This is a genomic window from Pedobacter sp. GQ55 (assembly GCF_059758925.1).
The window spans coordinates 926,097-947,061 of sequence record NZ_JCAXEI010000002.1; the positions used below are offsets into that span (position 1 = coordinate 926,097).

The following is a 20,965-nucleotide window of genomic DNA, read 5'->3' on the forward strand; positions in this document are numbered from 1 at the left end:
GTTTTTACTTCTAAGGGTTCAAATAGTGCCCGCATTTGTTAATTTTGGGGTTTTTATTACATTTGATACATATCAAAACATAGAAATTATGTATCAACTAACTGTAGCTCCAGAGCAGGTAAATGAAACTTTAAGCAAACACATTTTGGCAGATGGTTTTGACCTTACATACGATATGGAAAAAAGCCAGGGGGCTTATATTTATGATTCGAAATATAAGCGTTCTCTGCTCGATTTTTTCACTTGTTTTGCGTCTGTTCCTTTGGGCTACAACCATCCTAAAATGATAAACGATGAGGCTTTCAAGAAAAACCTTCTGCAGGCGGCACTAGCCAATCCTTCTAATTCAGATGTATACACGCAACAATACGCTCAGTTTGTAGACACCTTTGCAAAAATTGGTATCCCTTCATATTTACCTCATGCTTTTTTTATTGCAGGAGGTGGACTCGCAGTTGAAAATGCCCTTAAGGTGGCTATGGATTGGAAGGTTCAAAAGAATTTTGCCAAAGGATATAAAGAAGAAAGGGGTTTTAAAGTACTTCATTTTGAAAAAGCTTTTCATGGCAGAACTGGTTATACTTTAAGTTTAACCAATACGCTTCCTGATAAAACCAAATGGTTTGCTAAATTCGATTGGCCAAGAGTGTCTGTTCCGGTAGTAAAATTTCCATTGAATGGAGAAAATTTGAGGGTGGCTGTTGAAACAGAAGAAACATCCATTGCTCAGATAAAACAAGTCTTTGCCGATAATAAAGACGATATCTGTGCAATTATTGTTGAGCCAATTCAATCTGAAGGTGGAGATAATCATTTACGCGAAGAATTTTTAATACAGTTAAAAGCTTTGGCAGATGAAAATGATGCATTTCTGATCTACGACGAGGTGCAGACTGGAGTTGGCCTTACAGGTAAATTTTGGTGCCATCAGCATTATAGCGAAAAAGCCCGTCCGGATATTATTGCATTTGGCAAAAAGATGCAGGTATGTGGAATTTTGGTAGGTAACAAAGTTGATCAGATAGATGGTAATGTATTTAAAGTACCATCTAGAATTAACTCTACCTGGGGAGGCAATTTAGTAGATATGGTTCGTTCCTCGCAGATCCTTCAAATTATTAATGAAGATAACTTATGTGATAACGCTGCAGTTGTTGGCCAATATTTAAAAGAAGGACTACAAACGCTTGCCGGAAGGCATGATAAAGTAACCAATGTTCGAGGCAAGGGCTTACTTTGTGCGTTCGACTTTCCAAATAAAAGCATGCGCGATGAGTTTATAAAAAAAGGAATGCAGCATAATGTAATGTTTTTAGGCTGTGGAAATCAGACCATCAGATTCAGACCTGCGTTATGTATGGAGAGAAAACATATTGACGAAGGTTTAGCTATCATGGAAACCATTCTACCAGCTTTATAATGCAGAGAAAATATTTCAACATCCTGCTGGGTGTTATTGTTTTGGTTTTAGTTGGGTGGATGTTAAAAGGTACGTTTACCCAACCCGGAATAGATGGACTAAAAGGGGAATTTAAGGAAATTGCACACTATAGGAACGACAACAATACAGGCCCTATACAGTATGTATTTGCTGTTACCGTAAAAGACTCGGTTTGGAATGAAATGATAACCTACGGAAACTTTAAACCTCATCATAAAGGAGGAAATACTAAAGTTTATTACTTTTTGGAGGGCACACCGGTGCCAGACAAGTTATATGCAGGTAAAGTAAATTTCGACACCAATTTTAATAAATATTGTATTGCCCTTTATGAAAAAACTGCAATGGGCAATACAAGTATCGAAAAGGCTCCTTTTAAGTAATTACACAAAAGCTGAAAAACCGGTTATAGCGCGCCCCACAATAAGGGTATTGATCTCTTTGGTTCCTTCGTAAGAATAAATAGCTTCCGCATCGGCTACGAAGCGGGCTACATCGTATTCCAGTAAAATACCGTTACCCCCCATAACTTCACGTGCTCTGCTTACCACATCGCGTGTGCGCATTGAACAGAAAACTTTGGCTAATGATGCGTGTTCATCTGTAAGGAGGTTCTGATCCTGTAACTGCGACAACCGGAAACAGAGTGTTTGCATGGCAGTGAGATTAGAGAGCATTTCCACAAGGTGGTTTTGTATCAGTTGGTAAGATGCAATAGGCTTACCAAATTGCTTTCTGGTTCTGGTGTATGCAAGCGCACTTTCATAAGCGCCCCTAGCACAACCCACGGCTTGCCATGCCACTCCCGCCCTGGTCATCTTTAACACCTTTGCGGTGTCTTTAAATGAATTGGCATTTTGTAAACGGTCTTCTTCGTCAACTTCGCAATTGGTAAGCGTTATAAGCCCGTTTTGAACAATTCTTAATGCCATCTTATCCTGCATCTTCTCAACTGCAAATCCTTTTGTTCCTTTTCTAACCAGAAAACCTTTTACCTCGTTATCTTCTACATCTCTTGCCCATATTATAGTAACATCTGAAAAGGTGGAATTTCCTATCCATTTTTTTTGGCCATTTAATATCCATTTACTGCCTTGTCGCTTAGCCGTCGTGGTTAACCCACCCGCAACACCAGAACCCACTTCTGGCTCAGTTAATCCAAATGCTCCAATTATTTTCATCTGTTGCATATCTGGTAACCATTGCTCCTTTTGCGCATCGGATCCTAAAAGATATATCGATCCCATGGCCAAACCGCTCTGTACACCAAAAAAGGTAGACATAGAAGTATCTACTCTGGCCATTTCCATTGCAAGCATACCTTCCATAAGGTTTGATTTGTTGGGACATCCGTAACCTTGATAGGTCAAACCACAAATATTTAGTTCTGCAATTTTAGGAATAAGCTCAAAAGGAAATTCGGCTTTAAGCCAGTGTTTATTAACTATCGGCTTTACTTCCTTTTCCAGAAATGCTCTTACTTTTAACTGAAGAGTTCTATCTTCATCTTTTAAAGCTTCATCGCCCAGATGGTAAAAATCGCCTTCAATTGGGGGTAACTCTCTTTTTTTATGAGGTGTTCCGATCATCTTCATGAGGCCCTGCAATTGGGTTTCATCGAGATTAGCTACCGAATCTACAATTTTAGGTAAGTCTACCTTTTTAGAAAGCTCATCAAGTTTCTTAAAATCTACACTTTTAAAAAGGGTGTATGCGTTCTTTAGAGAAGAAAATATATTGGCCATATTAAACTGTTTACATATAAAACAGAAATTAACTCTTTTTGTTGGAATATGGCAATAAAATATGCTGATTAGGTAAGGTCGAAAAGGTTGTTCACCCCTAAAAGTTTACGACAGGTAAAGCCTTCGGCATAGGTTGTTCCAATTGATTTACCAAACTCACGCGCCCGGCCAATTACACTTTCAAAAAAATCCGGAGAGGAAATATAGGTATCTGGCCCATCCAATTCGGGGTTGAAGAATTGAGTTTTAAATGCTTTTATGGAAGCTAACTTAGTTTCAATATATGGAGTAATATCTATAATGATATCTGGTTTTATATAACGATCCTGAATGTATTGGAATTGTAATCGTGGTCGCCATGCTTGTTGCTGCACTCCGTTAAGCTCAGTAGTTATCTTTGGTAGTCCTGACAGGAAACAGGCATCATTAGCAAGATCTCCGGCCCTGCCATGATCAGGATGCCTATCGTGCAATGCATTGGTTAATATAATCTCTGGCTGATACTTGCGGATCATTTTGACAACCTCACGCTGATGTTCTTCATCATTCTTAAAGAAACCATCTTTAAACCTTAGATTTTCACGTGCTTGGATACCAAGTATTTTGGCCGAATCAGCAGCTTCTTGATCACGTGTTTCTGCTGTACCTCGTGTGCCGAGTTCTCCTCTGGTAAAATCGACTATCCCTACTTTTTTACCCAGGGCAATGTGTTTGGCTATAGTTCCTGAACATCCCAATTCTGCATCGTCTGGATGAACGGCAAGCACCAATATATCTAACTTCATGATGTGTGTAATTTATAAAAGATTGCTTTAAAGCAATTTCTGTATTTTCTTTTTTACTTTGGATGACAGTGGTGTGGTAAATGGGAAAAAATAGTCTACTACCTCACCATCTCTATTGATTAAATACTTGTGAAAATTCCATCTCGGAGTTGATTTTTGGGTCAGGAATTTGAAAAGCGGATGCGCATGGCTTCCACGAACCATTATTTTATCGAACACAGGGAACTTAACGCCATAGTTAACTTCGCAAAAGGTATCTATTTCTTTTCCATCCAGAGGTTCCTGCCTGCCAAAATCGTTCGACGGAAAACCCAGTACTTCGAAACCCTGAGCATTATATTCATCTCTTAAGTCTTGTAATTCTTTTAGCTGAGGGGCAAAACCGCATGCTGATGCAATATTTACAACCAGAAGTACTTTATCTTTATAATCAGAAAGATTTTTGTCGGAGCCATTAATCAGTTTTGCTTTAAATTGATGTATACTTTTGGATTTATCAGCCATAGGTTCTATTGATAAAACCCTGAAGAAATAATGATGGATTCGATATCTCTCTCTTCTTGCGGGTTATATGTACTTTTCAAATTGTGTCCTACTACCCTTGCAACAGATTGGTAAAGGAACGCGGTAAAACCTCCCTTAGTTTCTTTCACAATATCGTAGGTTGTTCTGCCCAGTTCACGATCGATCAGTTTGGTAAGTATTTGACCCTGGGTTATGGTAAGTTCTTTTATTTCTCTGTTAAACATGTCTTTAATTTCTTTATCACATTGTTTAACAAGTTTTTTCTGTTCTCTTTTTTCTTGCGTTAGGGCCAAATCCTTTTCCAGTTGCTCATATCGTTGTTTTGCATAAAGAGCGTAAGGCATAACCTTCATCACATTATACCTCAATCTGCTATAGGCAGCCCGTTCGGCCGGGGATCTGAATATTCTGACACCATATATAACAACCTCCTGTAAAGGTATCCACGGTATCATTTCGCCGTTATCATTAGTTCCGGCAACACGGATGGTATCATTTTTTCCAAGTACAGGCATCTTTATAGTAACGCCACTCACCTGCGCCTTAACACGGGCACAACTAATAATGACAATTAACAGAATAAATAACCTATAAAATTTCATAAATTTATACCCCTATAAAGGTAAAGCTAATTTATATTTTAGTTTTCATTTTCAACTCTAATATAATCTTTTAACGATAAAGAGCCATATTTTTTACGTAAATAATACAATACAAGTCAAATAATGACAAACTTAAATTTGGAAGAATTATTGCTCATATTAGTTACATCTTTATAAAAAACTTATATTGATAAAAGGGAGCGTAATCAACCGGGCAAACCAGCTCAACCGTTAATTACAAAAAACTAATAGTAAAGCAATGAACATGGAGGCTGTAGCTGGCAGAATTCATAACAACCAAAAAAGGAAACACGAATGAAAAACGCTTTAGTGATTGATTTAGAAGCAGAGAAGCAAGAGATCCTAAAAAGATACAGGGCACTTTTACGCGCCTGTAAGCCGACACTTCAAAGGGGGGATAAAAAGGAAATCAGAAAAGCATTTGACATGGCTCTGGAAAGCCACAAAAACATGCGTAGGAAATCTGGAGAGCCATATATTTACCACCCTATTGCAGTGGCTCAGATTGCAGCAGAAGAAATTGGACTTGGAACGACCTCCATTGTATGTGCATTGCTTCATGATGTGGTAGAAGATACAGACATTACTCTTGAGGATATAGAACGTGAGTTTGGAAAGAAAACAGCAAAAATTATTGACGGGCTAACTAAAATCTCGGGCGTATTTGATTACAATAGTTCCTTACAGGCAGAGAATTTCAGAAAAATGTTGCTTACTCTGGCTGACGATGTAAGGGTAATTTTAATTAAGCTGGCCGACAGACTGCATAACATGCGGACTATGGATTTTATGCCAAGGCAAAAACAATTGAAAATTGCTTCTGAAACTATTTACCTCTATGCTCCTCTTGCACACCGGTTGGGCTTATACGCAATTAAGTCCGAGCTGGAAGACCTTTCAATGAAATATCTTGAACCAGATACTTATAAATACATTGCAACTCAATTAAATGAGAAAAAAGCTGAACGAACCTTATTTATTAAAAGATTTGTTGAGCCTATAAATGAAATACTGGCAGAACAAGGTTTAACGGCAGATATTTATGGCAGACCGAAGTCTATCCATTCGATATGGAATAAAATGAAAAGTAAAAACATTCCTTTCGAAGAGGTGTATGATCTTTTTGCCATCAGAATTATATTAGACAGCGCTCCTGAACATGAAAAAGCAGATTGCTGGAAGGCATATTCTATTGTAACGGATCTTTATCGCCCTAATCCGGACAGGTTGCGCGACTGGGTTTCTTCTCCAAAAGGAAATGGCTACGAATCGTTGCACACTACTGTTATGGGGCCTAAAGGTCAATGGGTAGAAGTACAGATTCGTACACAGCGAATGAACGAAATTGCCGAAAAAGGATTTGCAGCACACTGGAAATACAAGGAATCTTCTAATGACAATGGTCTGGATCAATGGATTATGAAGGTTAGAGAGATGCTGAATAATCCGGAAGCTAATGCTTTGGATTTTCTGGACGATTTTAAGATGAATCTATTCTCTGATGAGATTTTCATTTTTACTCCTAAAGGCGCCTTGTTGCAATTACCGCTAGGTGCAACAGCACTTGATTTTGCATTTGAAATACATACTGACGTAGGCGCAAAATGTATTGGAGCTAAGGTAAATCATAAGCTTGTACCGCTTTCGTATAAGCTTCAGAATGGCGATCAGGTAGAAATTATCACTTCGAGCAAGCAAACACCAAAAGAAGACTGGCTAAACATTGTAGTAACGGCAAAAGCTAAATCTAAAATCAAATCGTCTTTAAAAGAGGAAAAAAGAAAGGTAGCTGATTTAGGTAAAGAAACGTTGGAACGCAAGCTTAAATCTTTAAAAATCACTTACAATACAGATAATTTAAATAAGCTTACTTATTTTTTTAAGCTACCATCAACCCAGGAACTTTTTATAGCTGTTGCAAATGGAAAAGTTGAAGTAAAAGACCTGAAAGATTACCTGGCAAGCGAGAAAGAGATTGAAAATAGAGGTGCCGACAGAAATGATCACCAAAAGATTGAAACGCTGCTCAACAAGGTAAAAGGTCCAGAATCTGACACTTTATTGATTGGCGAAGACCTGCAAAAAATAGATTATACTTTGGCTGCATGTTGCAATCCAATACCCGGAGATGATGTTTTTGGATTTGTAACTGTAAATGAGGGAATTAAAATCCATCGTACAAATTGCCCTAATGCAGCGCAATTAATGGCTAACTATGGGTATAGGGTTGTTAAAGCAAAATGGAATAAACAACAAGAGCTTACATTTTTAACGGGCTTACACATTATTGGAATAGATGATGTGGGATTAATTAACAATATTACAAAAGTTATCTCTAATGATTTTAAGGTAAACATGCGTTCTATCACTGTAGATACCGATAATGGTATTTTTGATGGTTCAATAATGATCTTTGTAAATGATAAGGAGCACTTAGACAACCTGATCGAAAATCTGCTTCGGGTGAAAGGTGTAACGGGAGTTACTCGCTTTGATGCCTAAAATTGCTAAAAAATCATAGAGTTTTATATAAAAAATGGTACCTTTGAAAGGAGTTTAAAAACTATGTCTACAAACCACAACAGCGAGTTGGTAAGAAAGATTTTCGAAGCCTATCTCGAAAATAAAAGCCTGAGAAAAACACCGGAGCGTTTTGCCATCTTAGAAGAAATCTATTCAAGAGATGATCATTTCGATGTAGAGACCCTCTATATCCATATGAAAAACCAAAAATACCGCGTTAGCAGGGCTACAGTATACAATACTTTAGAGTTATTGGTTTCATGTGATTTGGTTACCAAACATCAGTTTGGCAAAAACATGGCTCAGTTTGAAAAATCATACGGTTATCATCAGCATGATCACATCATCTGTATTGATTGCGGTAAAGTTGTAGAATTCTGCGACCCGCGTATTCATCAGATCCAGAGTATGGTTGGCGAACTGTTAAAGTTCGAGATCAAGCATCACTCTTTAAATCTTTACGGCGTTTGTTTTGATTGCTCTGCTAAGGCATCAATGGAAAATCAGAATGCTGCTATTAAACATGCAAGTTAAAATTCAATTATTATATTTCCATTTTTAAATTTAAATAATGACGCAAGTAGACGTGCTTCTTGGCCTGCAATGGGGCGACGAAGGCAAGGGTAAAATTGTTGACGTACTAAGTCCACAATATGATTTGATAGCTCGTTTCCAAGGCGGTCCGAACGCCGGACATACTTTAGAGTTTGATGGTAAAAAATTCGTTTTGAATACCATACCATCAGGTATTTTTAACGAAAAAACAATGAATCTAATCGGAAATGGTGTGGTAATAGACCCCATCATTTTAAAAAGAGAATTAGATAACCTACAGAAAGCCGGTCATGATCCGGTAGCAAAAGGTAAACTTGTTATTGCACGTAAGGCACATTTAATTTTGCCTACTCACCAATTGCTGGATGCAGCAAATGAGCAAAAAATGGGTAAAGATAAAATCGGTTCTACTTTAAAAGGAATTGGCCCAACTTATATGGATAAAACAGGCCGTAATGGACTGAGAGTTGGTGATACTACTCTTCCTGACTTTAAAGAGCGTTATAACAAATTGGTTGAAAAACATAAAGAGATACTTTCTCATTATGATTTCGAGTATGACCTTACTGAAAAAGAGGCTGCTTTCTTCGAGGCAATTGACTTCATTAAAAACATCCCTCATGTTGACAGTGAGCACTTTGTTAACGGATATTTAAAAGAAGGAAAAACTGTTCTTGCTGAAGGTGCACAAGGAACTTTATTAGACGTTGACTTTGGATCCTATCCTTTTGTAACTTCTTCTAACACTACTACTGCAGGCGCTTGTACTGGCTTAGGCATTGCTCCTAATAAAGTTGGAAGTGTTTATGGTATTTTCAAAGCTTATTGCACAAGAGTTGGTGGTGGTCCTTTCCCTACTGAGCTTGATGACGAGGTTGGAGAGACTTTACGTCAGGTTGGTCATGAATTTGGCGCAACAACTGGTCGTGCCCGTCGTTGTGGATGGATAGATCTTCCAGCACTTAAATATGCAATTATGCTTAATGGTGTTACTGAATTAATTATGATGAAGGCTGACGTATTAGATGGTTTTGATACCATTTATGCCTGCACACATTATGAGCACAATGGCGAAACTATTGATTATATGCCATATGACATTATCACAGTAAAACCTACACCCGTTTTAAAAGCTATTGATGGCTGGAAAACTGATGTTACTAAAGTAAGTAAGATTGAAGAGATACCGGCTAAACTTAGCGAATACATCGCTTTCTTAGAAAAAGAACTTGAAGTTCCTGTTAAATATCTTTCTGTCGGACCCGATAGAGTACAAACACTTATTTTGAATTAATTTCTCTGAAATAAAATTGAAAAAGGCGGCTATTTGTCGCCTTTTTTCGTTTATGCTATTCTGATATTCTATACATTTGCGCAAACAAAATGAAAGTACAGGATTTAGATTCGTTTAAAGAAAAAGCGTTGCAATGGGCCAACACATTTGATGTTTGTTGTTGCTATGACTCGAACAGCTATCCTGATTCTTATGGAGAATTTGACTTCCTATTGGCCGTTGGCATTAAAGAGTCGATTAATCTTAAATACGGCGTTGCTTTTGATTCCTTGAAAGAATTTTATGAAGTCCAGAAAAACTGGATGTTCGGACTACTTAGTTACGACCTCAAAAACGAGGTTGAACAATTAAGTTCAGGGAATCCTGATCGTCTTAATTTTCCCGATTTGTTTTTCTTTGTTCCCAAATACCTCATTGCAGTGGTTAAAGGAGAAACAAAGGTTATCCTTGGAGATCAAACCCTGTTAAATCAAATTGAGGAATATAGCAGTGATGATTTGGAAACCCACTCTGGTATTGAAATTCAAAGTAAGTTATCAAAGGAGCTTTATATCAAAACAGTTGAGAAGCTACAAGAACATATTATAAGAGGTGACATATATGAGGTTAATTTTTGTCAGGAATTTTTTGCTGAACACGCCCATATAAATCCATTAAATATCTATACAAAATTAAAAAAGGTATCTCCTACTCCATTTTCAGGTTTCTTTAAAATAAAAGATCAGTATATATTATCCGCCAGTCCCGAAAGGTTTCTCTGTAAAAGAGGAGATAAACTGATCTCACAGCCGATTAAAGGAACTGCCAAACGAAGCAGCAACATAAAGGAAGATGAACTTATAAAGCTCAATCTGCAGAATGATGCTAAAGAACAGGCGGAAAATGTAATGATTGTGGATCTGGTTAGAAATGATCTGACCAAAAGTGCGGTAAAGGGAAGCGTAATAGTTGAAGAGCTTTTTGGAATTTATGGCTTCACTCAGGTTTATCAAATGATATCAACAGTTACCTGCCAGTTAGATCCCGGGATACATTTTATTGATGCCATAAAAAATGCCTTCCCTATGGGTTCAATGACGGGGGCGCCGAAAATAAAAGCCATGGAACTGATAGAAGGGTATGAATTTAGCCGCCGTGGTGCTTATTCTGGTACATTTGGATATATAACACCAGAGGGAGACTTTGATTTTAATGTGATCATCAGAAGCATCTTGTATCAATCATCATCAAAATATCTTTCCTTTCAGGTTGGAGGGGCAATTACATACGCATCTAATGCTATTGCAGAATATGAAGAGTGTATGCTTAAAGCATCTGCCATAATGCAAACTCTTGAACAGAGTGTATCATAATCAATTAAAATGATGTAATCTCCATTTCGTCTCGAAAGAGGGGGGAAACCTCTTGAATAATACAGGCAAGAGATCTCCTATCGTCGAGAGGGCGAGTGCCTTAAACAATCTGTCATTGGCAATTATTTCAGGATGACAACCGCTTTATGCCCCCTTATTTTATTGGTTTCCCGGTTGTAGATTTATAGTATTTCTGTGCTTCGGGTATACTTCTTTGTATCTGTGCTATCCTTGTAGCATCACTAGGGTGAGTGCTTAAAAATTCAGGTGGTTTCTGACTACCCTGGGAGGCCGCAGCCATCCTTTGCCAGAAAGAAGTGGCACTTTGAGGATTATATCCTGCCATTGCCATAAAAATAAGCCCTAACCTATCCGCTTCCAGCTCCTGATTACGCGAATAATTAAGCATCACTAAAGGTGTTCCTACTCCATATAGAGTATTAAATACAGATTGAGATTTTGCATTTTTTGATAATGCTACATTACCGGCCACACCTAAACCTTGTGAAACCATTTGCTGCGACATACGCTCAGCCGAGTGTCCTGCAATAGCATGAGCAATCTCGTGTCCCATTACAGTAGCTAAACCGGCATCATCCTGAGTAACGGGTAATAATCCTGTATAGACTACAATTTTACCACCAGGCATACACCAAGCATTCATCTCCTTATTTTCTACAACATTTACTTCCCACTTATAGTCCTTAATCAAATCCGCATAACCATTATTATTCATATAACTTTTTACAGATAATATAAGGCTGTTCCCTACCCGTTTAACACGTTGTGCCTGGGCATTTGTTGAAGATAATACTGCTGTTTTGTTTTCGGTAAGAAACTGTGAATATGCCTGAAAAGCCATAGGCAATACCTGATCATCACTCACCAAATTTAATCTGCTTCTACCAGTTAAGGGAACGGTGGAGCACGAGGAAAACGCCAGGCCAATTGCTGTTACCCCGATTATCAATATCTTTTTCATTAGGTTAAGTTTAGTTAATTTGTTTTTTTTTAAACAGATACACTTTAGATTCTTTGCCTTTGAGTAGCCGCTCCAAGTTCTTTTGATGTGTTACCAAAATAAGTATGCAAACACACATACCATATAAGACCTCGGACTTTACTGATGAATGGATTATGAACACTATGCTCAAGGGAAAGGTAAACCCTGCACAAATAGAACTTAGTGAAACATATTTAGTCGCCAATAATACTACTACAAAAACCAGAACACAAAACATTGCTGCCGTGAAATTAACTGCCAAAATCATTCCAAAAAGAGTTGCTACTCCCTTTCCTCCTCTAAATCCGGCAAATATGGGGAACAAATGGCCCATAACGGCAGTCACACCAAGGGCAAGCTCATAATTTATAAATTGGGAAGAATTTTGGGGGCCGGTAACAGAGAGACCTATAAAGTATGCAAGTTTTGTTGCGGTGTAACCTTTTGCAATATCTATGGTCATTACAGCAATACCAGCTTTTTTACCTAGTACTCTGAATGTATTGGTTGCACCTGCATTACCACTCCCATATTCACGAACGTCTACGCCATAAAACGCCTGGCCAAGCCAAACCGCCGTTGGTATAGAACCGAACAGATATGCTAAAATAACTGCTGAAATAGAATAGATGGAAATCATAACCTAAAAGGCTTTTAAACTCATGTCTAAACTCTTAACAGAATGCGTTAATGCGCCCATGGAAATAAAATCCACTCCACAAGCAGCGTATTCTGCAACATTTTCTTCAGTAATACCTCCTGAGGCTTCCGTAATGTATTTACCATTAATTATTTTAACGGCTTCTTTAAGATCGGCAAATGTAAAATTATCTAACATTATCCTATTTACATTACCATTCTTTAAGACCTCCTGTAGTTCGGACAAATTCCTAACCTCGATCTCAATATCAAGGGTTTTGTTTTTATCTTTTAGATACTGATTTGCTGAATTAATTGCATTTGCAATACCACCGGCATAATCAACATGATTATCTTTAATTAAAATCATATCATATAATCCAATACGATGATTTACGCCTCCACCAATCCTTACAGCCCATTTCTCAAGGTACCTTAATCCGGGAGTGGTTTTTCTTGTATCTAAAAGTTTAGTTTTATAATTACTTAGAAGGGTAACCACATGATTGGTTTTTGTAGCAATGCCGCTCATACGCTGCATGCAGTTTAAAACCAGGCGCTCGGCCAACAAAATTGAATGCGTACTGCCCGATACCGTTAAAACAATATCTCCATATTTCACGGCAGTTCCATCGTTAATAAATACTTCTATGGTTAATCTAGGGTCAATATGATTGAAGATTTGCAACGCCAATTCTACTCCGGCAACTATACCATCTTCTTTAATTAGCAATTTCGCTTTCCCCTGAGCATTTGCCGGAATGGTTGATAGGGAGGTATGATCTCCATCGCCCAAATCTTCTGCAACTGCATTTTTTATAAATTGATCTATAGTTAGCTTATCCAAAACTTAAATTTAAACCCAAAAATAGCATTTTACAACTATTTCTCAGTCTCAATTCTTAATTCAGTAATAAAAAAAGCATTGCCGGCCTTTTTCATTGTAATGGAAACTCTAAAAGTTCCATTCTTTGTAACAAGAGAAAGGGCTCCGTATCTGTAATTGGGATTGGTATTTAATCGATGAATTACGGATGATTTTACAGGAATATATTTAGTAAAAAAACTTCTTAATATTTGTTCAGCTTGTGCTTTTGAATATACATCTTCCTCATCTATTATAATTAAATCGACAGAAGGAGAAAAATGTGCGGCTATTTCTTTTGAATTTCCGGCTTTAAAATTTATTGATAAGCCATCAATAATATCGCTTTGAATAGCACCAAAAGAGGAAAAGTGAATAAAAAAAACAAGTAATGAAAGTAAGGGCTTCATAATCTCTAAATAGCTAATGATCATTCTTGCACATAAACTATGCCATTAATAGCATAGAAACGACTTATAACACAAACCACTCAGTATGTGGTACTATATAATTATATTGACATGTTCTTGTAAAAACACACAAATGTTAATATGAATTTTAATTAGGTTCAAAAAAAAGACACAATAGACTTATCTTTGTTAATAAACGAAAAGTAGACAATAATGAATAATAAAAAACTAGTATTACTTATCCTTGATGGCTGGGGTTACGGAAAAAAAGACAAATCTGATGCCGCTTATGCTGCTAACACTCCATTCTTTGATTCCTTATTAAAAAAATACCCCAACTCAAAGCTTGAGGCTTCCGGGGAAGCTGTTGGTTTACCGACAGGACAAATGGGAAACTCGGAAGTTGGCCATATGAACTTAGGTGCCGGACGAGTAGTATATCAGGAACTCGGACGAATCAATAAAGCAATAAGCGATAGAACTTTGCATCAGAATGAGGTTTTACTAGATGCTTTTAATTATGCTAAAAACAATAATAAACAAGTTCACTTTATAGGCCTTGTTTCGGATGGAGGTGTTCATGCTCATATCAACCATCTAAAGGCATTATGTGATGCAGCCGACGAACAAGGACTTAAAGATGTATTTGTACATGCTTTTTTAGATGGAAGAGATACTGATCCAAACTCAGGACTTAAGTTTATAAAGGACCTTAATCACCATTTAGAAACTTCTTCAGCTAAAATAGCCAGCTTAATTGGTCGCTACTATGCTATGGATAGAGATTCAAGATGGGAAAGAGTTAAATTAGCCTATGATCTGCTTATAAAAGGAGTTGGCGAAGCTACCAGTAACCCTAGTTTCGCGATAGAGCAATCTTACAAGGACGGTATTACTGACGAGTTTATTAAGCCTGTTGTAATTACAAAAACAGATGGTTCACCTGTTGCAACTATACAACCTGATGATGTTGTTATCTGTTTCAATTACAGAACAGATAGAGGAAGAGAGATAACTTCTGTATTAAGCCAGGCTGATTATCCGGATTTTGGAATGCATAAATTGCCATTGTATTATGTGACAATGACAACTTATGATGAAAGCTTTAATAACGTGAAAGTTGTATTCACTAAAGACGATCTTTCTCAGACCCTTGGAGAGGTACTTGAAAAAAATCATAAGAACCAGATCCGAATTGCAGAAACAGAAAAATATCCTCACGTAACTTTCTTCTTTTCAGGTGGTAGAGAGCAAGAGTTCGAAAATGAAAAAAGAATACTTATTCCTTCACCAAAAGTAGCAACCTATGATTTGCAGCCAGAAATGAGTGCTGCGGGAATTACCGAAGCTATTTGTAAAGAATTAGAAACTGGCTGGCCGGATTTTGTTTGTTTAAATTTTGCAAATCCTGACATGGTGGGCCATACAGGAGTATTTGATGCTGTCGTTAAAGCTGTTGAAACTGCTGATAGCTGTGCTGAAATTGTAGTAAATAAAGGAATTGAAAATGGTTATTCGTTTATTATATTGGCAGACCATGGCAATTCAGAGTATATGATAAATGGCGATGGTTCTGTTAACACTGCCCATACGACTAACCTTGTTCCTTGTATTTTAATCGATAAAGATTTCAAAACTGTTGCTGATGGCAAACTAGGAGATATTGCCCCTACTGTTTTACAAATAATGGGTATTCAAAAGCCGGAAATTATGACTGGTAACAGTTTAGTATAAATGAAGAACACAATTCTATTATTTTTCATTCTTTTGTTTTTTATCAGCTGTAATAATTCGGCTGATAAAAAACAGAAAACTGATTTAACCTATTTTGATGTAAAGGGCTATTTTGAAAAAGAAACTGCAAGGTTAAACAAAAACAATCCCTTAATAAGCAAAACAGTAAGTATAAATGGGGCTATAGAAAGTAAGCACATTAAAATCCCTGACTGGAAAAAAGAACTAGCTCTTTTTTCAGATGCTGACATGAATAGGGCTTCATGGAAAGGTTTATTCGAGCTTAAAAAATCAAAGAATCAGGAGCTTTACTCGTCAAATAACGAGAAGGTTCCGGTTAAAGAACTTGTAGTAATTTACAAAAATAACGAGGTGTTTGGTCTTAAAGTACTAATAAAGAATACAAATTCACTGTACACGTCTATTGATACCTTGACCTACTATGCAGACAGCCTATACCAGGTAAAGAAAATGCAAAACATTAAATTACTATCCAAAAAAACATATACAATTACTGGTTCTTTCCAATAAAAAAAGACCAATGCAATTATGCATCGGTCTTTTTTTAAGCTAAGTATCCTATTATTTTAAGCTGGTTACCTGGGCTTTTACATAATCTATTAAAGATATAATGTCTTTCCGTTGTGGCTGTACAAGTAATATCTTTTGAAAATCTGAAACAGAATTATTGAATAAGGCAATGCAGGCTTTTTTCTCTACAGCCTTTTTTATCTTATAGGATTTATAAATTCCATAGTCCTTATAAGCCAATCCTCTGTTTTGTAACAATTGAGGATCTTCTTCTCCATTTATCTCTATTGCTTTCGAAAAATCTTTAATGGCAGCAAGATAAAAGTTTTCTCTCATCTGATTTAGTGATTCTTTTGGATCATTAGCCACATTTAATCTGGCTTTTCCCCTATAATAATATGCAGAGTAATCTGATGGTTTTAAAGTCAGGAAACGGCTATATGTATTTATCGCGTTTTCGTAATCGCCACACTGGTAATAAGAATAACCTAACATCTTTAGAACGTTAGAATTATTAGGGTCTTTGGTATCCGCTTTTTCTAATTGAGCCACTGCACCTTTATAATCGCCCTTTAACCAGGCCTGCATTCCCAACTTATCGTAGTTATTGTTTTGAGCAATACTACTGTTGGCCGAAATCACAAGTAATACCAGAATTGTTTGCTTGAAATAGTTCATTAATTTTTATTAAAAAATAAATATATTTAGTTTTATTCAATACCCTCACAAATTTTAAAACTTTTTTTTTCAGGTATCTTGGAATTTACATTAGGCAACTATCATACCATTTACAAATATGATATACTAAACGTTAAATAATTAAAAATATGATGGGTATCAAGATTATTATTTTTTACCTGACTTTTTAACATAGAAAACAAGTTATAGCGCTTTTGGCACAGGAGTTGAAATTATAGGTATTCAATATAATTAATAATTTCGCAAGCGACATGCTGTCAGATTGTCGTTTTTTTAATTTTAAGAAGGACTATATTAATGAGTAAACAAGATCAATTTGATTTTAGCAATGCACTACCTATCATAAATGAAGATACTGAGTTTTTTCCATTGATGTCTCAACAAGACGAAGATGAAATGAACAATGAAGAAACACCAGAGGTCCTGCCCATACTCCCACTTAGAAATACCGTCTTATTTCCAGGTGTGGTTATCCCTATTACTGTAGGAAGAGATAAATCAATAAAACTAATAAAAGAAGCTTATAAAGGAAATCGGATTATTGGGGTTGTTTCGCAGCGTGATGTTTCTATAGAAGACCCAACTTTTGAGCAATTAAATAGTGTAGGTACAGTTGCCCACATTATCAAAATGCTTCAAATGCCCGATGGAAATACTACGGTAATTATTCAGGGAAAACAGCGTTTCAGATTAATAGAAGAGGTTCAGTCAGAACCTTATATTAAAGTAACAATTAGTAAGTTTACTGAAGCTAAACATAAGAGCGACAAAGAGTTTAAAACTTTGGTTGCTTCTATTAAAGAAATGTCGAGCCAGATTATTCAACTGTCTCCAAACATCCCTAGCGAGGCCGGAATTGCGTTAAAAAATATTGAAAGCACTTCCTTCCTGATTAACTTCATATCATCTAACATGAATGCCGATGTGTCTGACAAGCAAAAAATGCTTGAAATGACTAATCTGCGTGAACGTGCCATGATGGTAATGGAACTGTTGACACTGGAGCTTCAAATGCTTGAGCTTAAAAACCAGATACAGTCTAAAGTACGAACCGATCTTGATAAGCAACAAAGAGATTACTTCCTGAACCAGCAGTTAAAAACAATACAGGAAGAACTTGGAGGCAATTCATCAGATTTGGAATATGAAGCTTTACAAGCCCGTGCCAAGAAGAAAAAATGGGCATTACACATTGAAAGTCATTTCAGTAAAGAGCTGGAAAAGCTAGGCAGAATGAATCCTGCGGCTCCAGATTATTCTGTTCAGATAAACTACCTTGAATTACTGTTAGACTTGCCTTGGAACGATTTCACTAAGGATAATTTTGACCTAAAACGTGCACAGCGCATTTTGGACAAGGATCATTTTGGTCTTGAAAAGGTAAAACAAAGAATCATTGAGTATTTGGCCGTTCTAAAGCTTAAACGTGATATGAAAGCTCCTATCATTTGTTTGGTTGGCCCTCCGGGAGTTGGTAAAACATCACTAGGAAAGTCAATTGCTAAAGCTTTAAATAGGAAATATGTTCGTATGGCTCTTGGTGGAATACGAGACGAGGCAGAAATTCGCGGTCACAGAAAAACCTATATTGGCGCAATGCCAGGCCGAATAATACAGTCTATAAAAAAAGCAGGTGCTGCTAATCCGGTATTTGTTTTAGATGAGATTGATAAAGTAGGCTCTGATTTTAGAGGAGACCCTTCGTCTGCTCTTTTAGAAGTATTAGATCCGGAGCAAAACAATGCTTTTAACGATCATTATGTTGAGGCGGATTACGATCTATCCAATGTTCTTTTCATTGCAACCGCTAACTCTTTAAGCTCTATTCAGCCAGCTTTGCTGGATCGCATGGAGATCATTGAGGTTAACGGTTACACCATTGAAGAAAAGATAGAAATTGCTAAAAAGTATTTACTTCCAAAGCAAAAGGAACAGCATGGTATAAAATCTAAAGACATTGCTTTAAAAGGGGCCTTGATTGAGAAAGTGATTGAAGATTATACTCGTGAATCAGGAGTTCGTGGTTTAGAGAAAAAAATTGGTTCACTTGTACGTGGCGTGGCTACAAAAATTGCCATGGATGAAACTTATGAGCCTAATTTAAGTGCTGAGGATGTTGAGCGCATACTTGGAGCTCCAATTTACGATAAGGACCTTTACGAAGGTAATGAAGTTGCCGGTGTTGTAACCGGATTAGCATGGACCCAGGTTGGTGGCGATATCTTATTCATTGAAGCAAGTTTAAGTCCAGGAAAAGGAAAGTTAACCTTAACCGGAAACCTTGGTGAGGTAATGAAAGAATCTGCCATTATAGCATTGGCTTATTTAAGGGCTCATGCTGAGTTGTTTGATATTGATCATTTACTGTTTGACCAATGGGATATTCATGTTCACGTTCCGGCAGGAGCTACTCCTAAGGATGGCCCATCAGCAGGTATAACAATGCTAACAGCGCTAACTTCTGCATTTACTCAACGTAAAGTAAAACCTAACCTGGCTATGACCGGAGAGATTACATTACGTGGTAAAGTTTTACCGGTAGGAGGTATAAAAGAAAAGATACTTGCGGCAAAAAGAGCAAATATTAAAGATGTAATTCTTTGTAAATCAAATAAAAAAGACATTTTAGAGATTAAAGAAAGTTACATTAAGGATCTTAACTTCCATTATGTATCTGAAATGAAAGAGGTAATTGAGATTGCGCTAACTAAGGAAAAAGTTAAAAATCCTCAGAATCTTAGTGCTAAACCAAATCCAATTGCTAACTAAGGCATAATATTTATATCGAATAATGGCTATTCGCTTTCATTTTAGTCATTAAGTACTATATTAGACTCCGGTAATTTATACCGGAGTTTTTTTTTAATCAACAAATGAACAGCAAATCTATTCTCTTATTTTCGATCCTATTTATATTAACATTTGGTGCTTTCGCTCAAACTTTCAAGAATGAGTTCGGTTTTAAAAGCGACAATGACTCTTATCTTGCACAAGGTTCTGACCGTTACTATACCAATGGTTTATTTATTGATTATCGCAGAGCGATGGATCAAAGCAAGCTAAAAAATGGACTAGAAAAGAAAATCTATGAAATATCTGCCGGACAAAGAATGTATAACCCTATTTCGGGCTATGCACCGGATCCTGAAAAACAAGACAGGCCATTTGCAGGGTATTTATATGTTGGAGGTGCCTTAAGCTGGTTCCATAGTAATGAAAGTGTACTAAAAACCAGTATAGAAATAGGAACAACCGGGCCAAATTCATTAGCTGAAGACGGACAAGAGCTATTACATAATACTGTGGGATTTTATGAGCTTGATGGCTGGCAATATCAAATCAGAGACGAGATGGCAGTAAATCTTTCAGCCCAATACACAAAGCTATTGCACCGTGCATCCAACAATGCTATAGATTTTTCATTTGATGGTTATGCAAATGTAGGTACCATATTTAGTGGAGCAGGGGCAGGAATTTTATTTAGAGCAGGTGGTATTAATCAACTGTTCAATTCCGCTTATACAAATGCAGTAATCGGAAATAATGCAAAAACAAAAGCATTGGTAAAAAGAGAGATTTTCTTTTATGCCAAACCACAATTGAATTTTGTTGCTTACGACGCGACAGTACAGGGAAGTATGTTTAACAACAATAGCCCGGTTACATTTGGTGTAAAACCTATTGTTTTTGCTCAACAGATTGGATTTAATTACAGCTCACAACGCTTCACATTTGATTTTGGAATGCTTTTTAAAACGAAAGAGATAAAAAGCACAGCTAAAGCACACCAGTATGGATCAATTAGCATGTTTTACAGATTCAATTAATTAGTCAAACTGAGGGCGCCTTCTATTTTCCTTTTTAGCTGCTGTTACTTGCTTATCTGCCAATCTTTTTCTGATAACCGATTTAGGGATTTTTGTTGGCTTTCTGTTTTTTTGAATGTGAAGAGCAGATTTCAACAATGCAATTAATTTAATAATGGTTCTTTCCTTGTTCATAAGTTGACTGCGGTCTTCTTGTGAAATAATATGGAGATTGCCTTCCTGATCTAGCCTATGCGCTAATCTTTCATTTAAAAGTTGCTTTTCATCTTCATTTAAAAAAGGTGCTGAGTGTATATTTAAAATTAGTTCAACCTTACTTGAAACTTTATTTACATTTTGCCCACCCTTACCTCCGCTACGAGAAGTTTTAAATAGCACAACTTTAACAATATCTTCTTTAGTGGGTATCATACC

The 20,965-nt window shown here is 36.8% G+C and carries 20 protein-coding genes; 10 read left to right on the top strand and 10 right to left on the bottom strand.

The window, feature by feature from the left end; all coding sequences use genetic code 11:
* Nucleotides 1-88: 88 nt before the first annotated feature.
* Both lat and AC6CH7_RS08675 read left to right on the top strand, forming a co-directional pair.
* Complete coding sequence (gene lat, locus AC6CH7_RS08670) at nucleotides 89-1,420, top strand: L-lysine 6-transaminase (RefSeq protein ID WP_498262305.1); 1,332 nt, start codon at nucleotides 89-91, stop codon at nucleotides 1,418-1,420.
* The gene (locus AC6CH7_RS08675) at nucleotides 1,420-1,824 is read left to right on the top strand and encodes a hypothetical protein (RefSeq protein ID WP_498262306.1); all 405 of its coding nucleotides are present in this window, start codon (nucleotides 1,420-1,422) and stop codon (nucleotides 1,822-1,824) included. The genes lat and AC6CH7_RS08675 overlap by 1 nt, the downstream gene beginning before the upstream one ends.
* Here AC6CH7_RS08675 and AC6CH7_RS08680 read toward each other — a convergent pair whose 3' ends face one another.
* From AC6CH7_RS08680 to AC6CH7_RS08695, 4 genes are all read right to left on the bottom strand, one after another.
* Nucleotides 1,825-3,186 (bottom strand): acyl-CoA dehydrogenase family protein, encoded by a 1,362-nt coding sequence (locus tag AC6CH7_RS08680; RefSeq protein ID WP_498262307.1) that lies wholly within the window; start codon nucleotides 3,184-3,186, stop codon nucleotides 1,825-1,827.
* Nucleotides 3,187-3,254: 68 nt separating this feature from the next.
* Nucleotides 3,255-3,971, bottom strand: coding sequence for a bacillithiol biosynthesis deacetylase BshB1 (gene bshB1 / locus AC6CH7_RS08685; protein WP_498262308.1), 717 nt, complete (start codon nucleotides 3,969-3,971; stop codon nucleotides 3,255-3,257).
* Between the two features lie 27 nt (nucleotides 3,972-3,998).
* Nucleotides 3,999-4,475, bottom strand: a complete 477-nt coding sequence (locus AC6CH7_RS08690; RefSeq protein WP_048907111.1) for a glutathione peroxidase — start codon at nucleotides 4,473-4,475, stop codon at nucleotides 3,999-4,001.
* Nucleotides 4,476-4,480: 5 nt separating this feature from the next.
* On the bottom strand, nucleotides 4,481-5,098 hold the full coding sequence (locus AC6CH7_RS08695) for a DUF4294 domain-containing protein (protein ID WP_498262309.1): 618 nt from the start codon (nucleotides 5,096-5,098) through the stop codon (nucleotides 4,481-4,483).
* Nucleotides 5,099-5,413: 315 nt separating this feature from the next.
* Between AC6CH7_RS08695 and AC6CH7_RS08700 the strand changes: the two genes are divergently transcribed.
* The 4 genes from AC6CH7_RS08700 (at nucleotide 5,414) to AC6CH7_RS08715 (ending at nucleotide 10,843) form a co-directional block, all read left to right on the top strand.
* The gene (locus tag AC6CH7_RS08700; protein WP_498262310.1) at nucleotides 5,414-7,621 is read left to right on the top strand and encodes a RelA/SpoT family protein; all 2,208 of its coding nucleotides are present in this window, start codon (nucleotides 5,414-5,416) and stop codon (nucleotides 7,619-7,621) included.
* A gap of 63 nt (nucleotides 7,622-7,684) precedes the next feature.
* Nucleotides 7,685-8,176 carry a Fur family transcriptional regulator gene (locus tag AC6CH7_RS08705; protein ID WP_048907113.1) on the top strand — a complete coding sequence of 164 codons (492 nt, stop codon included), beginning with the start codon at nucleotides 7,685-7,687 and terminating at the stop codon, nucleotides 8,174-8,176.
* Nucleotides 8,177-8,213: 37 nt separating this feature from the next.
* The gene (locus AC6CH7_RS08710) at nucleotides 8,214-9,491 is read left to right on the top strand and encodes an adenylosuccinate synthase (RefSeq protein ID WP_172659417.1); all 1,278 of its coding nucleotides are present in this window, start codon (nucleotides 8,214-8,216) and stop codon (nucleotides 9,489-9,491) included.
* A gap of 89 nt (nucleotides 9,492-9,580) precedes the next feature.
* Nucleotides 9,581-10,843: an anthranilate synthase component I family protein gene (locus tag AC6CH7_RS08715; RefSeq protein WP_498262311.1), complete on the top strand. Its 1,263-nt coding sequence runs from the start codon at nucleotides 9,581-9,583 to the stop codon at nucleotides 10,841-10,843.
* A gap of 154 nt (nucleotides 10,844-10,997) precedes the next feature.
* On the opposite strand, the gene AC6CH7_RS08720 is transcribed toward AC6CH7_RS08715, so the two are convergent.
* The 4 genes from AC6CH7_RS08720 to AC6CH7_RS08735 are packed head-to-tail and all read right to left on the bottom strand — an operon-like array spanning nucleotide 10,998 to nucleotide 13,760.
* Nucleotides 10,998-11,825 (bottom strand): M48 family metallopeptidase, encoded by an 828-nt coding sequence (locus AC6CH7_RS08720; protein WP_048907116.1) that lies wholly within the window; start codon nucleotides 11,823-11,825, stop codon nucleotides 10,998-11,000.
* 10 nt (nucleotides 11,826-11,835) lie between these two features.
* Nucleotides 11,836-12,486, bottom strand: coding sequence for a glycerol-3-phosphate 1-O-acyltransferase PlsY (gene plsY, locus AC6CH7_RS08725; protein ID WP_498262312.1), 651 nt, complete (start codon nucleotides 12,484-12,486; stop codon nucleotides 11,836-11,838).
* A 3-nt stretch (nucleotides 12,487-12,489) separates the two neighbouring features.
* Entirely contained in the window at nucleotides 12,490-13,332 is an 843-nt protein-coding gene (gene nadC, locus AC6CH7_RS08730; protein WP_498262313.1) for a carboxylating nicotinate-nucleotide diphosphorylase, read from the bottom strand.
* Between the two features lie 35 nt (nucleotides 13,333-13,367).
* On the bottom strand, nucleotides 13,368-13,760 hold the full coding sequence (locus AC6CH7_RS08735) for a DUF4783 domain-containing protein (RefSeq protein ID WP_294871173.1): 393 nt from the start codon (nucleotides 13,758-13,760) through the stop codon (nucleotides 13,368-13,370).
* A 213-nt stretch (nucleotides 13,761-13,973) separates the two neighbouring features.
* Here AC6CH7_RS08735 and gpmI point away from each other — a divergent pair, with 213 nt between their 5' ends.
* Both gpmI and AC6CH7_RS08745 read left to right on the top strand, forming a co-directional pair.
* On the top strand, nucleotides 13,974-15,494 hold the full coding sequence (gpmI, locus tag AC6CH7_RS08740; protein ID WP_498262314.1) for a 2,3-bisphosphoglycerate-independent phosphoglycerate mutase: 1,521 nt from the start codon (nucleotides 13,974-13,976) through the stop codon (nucleotides 15,492-15,494).
* Nucleotides 15,495-16,025 (top strand): hypothetical protein, encoded by a 531-nt coding sequence (locus AC6CH7_RS08745; RefSeq protein ID WP_498262315.1) that lies wholly within the window; start codon nucleotides 15,495-15,497, stop codon nucleotides 16,023-16,025.
* A 51-nt stretch (nucleotides 16,026-16,076) separates the two neighbouring features.
* Here the strand turns inward: AC6CH7_RS08745 and AC6CH7_RS08750 are convergent, their stop codons facing one another.
* On the bottom strand, nucleotides 16,077-16,703 hold the full coding sequence (locus tag AC6CH7_RS08750) for a tetratricopeptide repeat protein (protein WP_498262316.1): 627 nt from the start codon (nucleotides 16,701-16,703) through the stop codon (nucleotides 16,077-16,079).
* A gap of 318 nt (nucleotides 16,704-17,021) precedes the next feature.
* On the opposite strand from AC6CH7_RS08750, the gene lon reads away from it, so the two are divergent.
* Entirely contained in the window at nucleotides 17,022-19,493 is a 2,472-nt protein-coding gene (lon, locus tag AC6CH7_RS08755; RefSeq protein ID WP_498262317.1) for an endopeptidase La, read from the top strand.
* 104 nt (nucleotides 19,494-19,597) lie between these two features.
* A complete protein-coding gene (locus AC6CH7_RS08760; protein ID WP_498262318.1) occupies nucleotides 19,598-20,551 on the top strand; it encodes a lipid A deacylase LpxR family protein in 954 nt (317 codons plus the stop codon).
* Here the strand turns inward: AC6CH7_RS08760 and arfB are convergent, their stop codons facing one another.
* Entirely contained in the window at nucleotides 20,552-20,962 is a 411-nt protein-coding gene (gene arfB, locus AC6CH7_RS08765) for an alternative ribosome rescue aminoacyl-tRNA hydrolase ArfB (protein ID WP_498262319.1), read from the bottom strand.
* Nucleotides 20,963-20,965 lie beyond the last annotated feature (3 nt).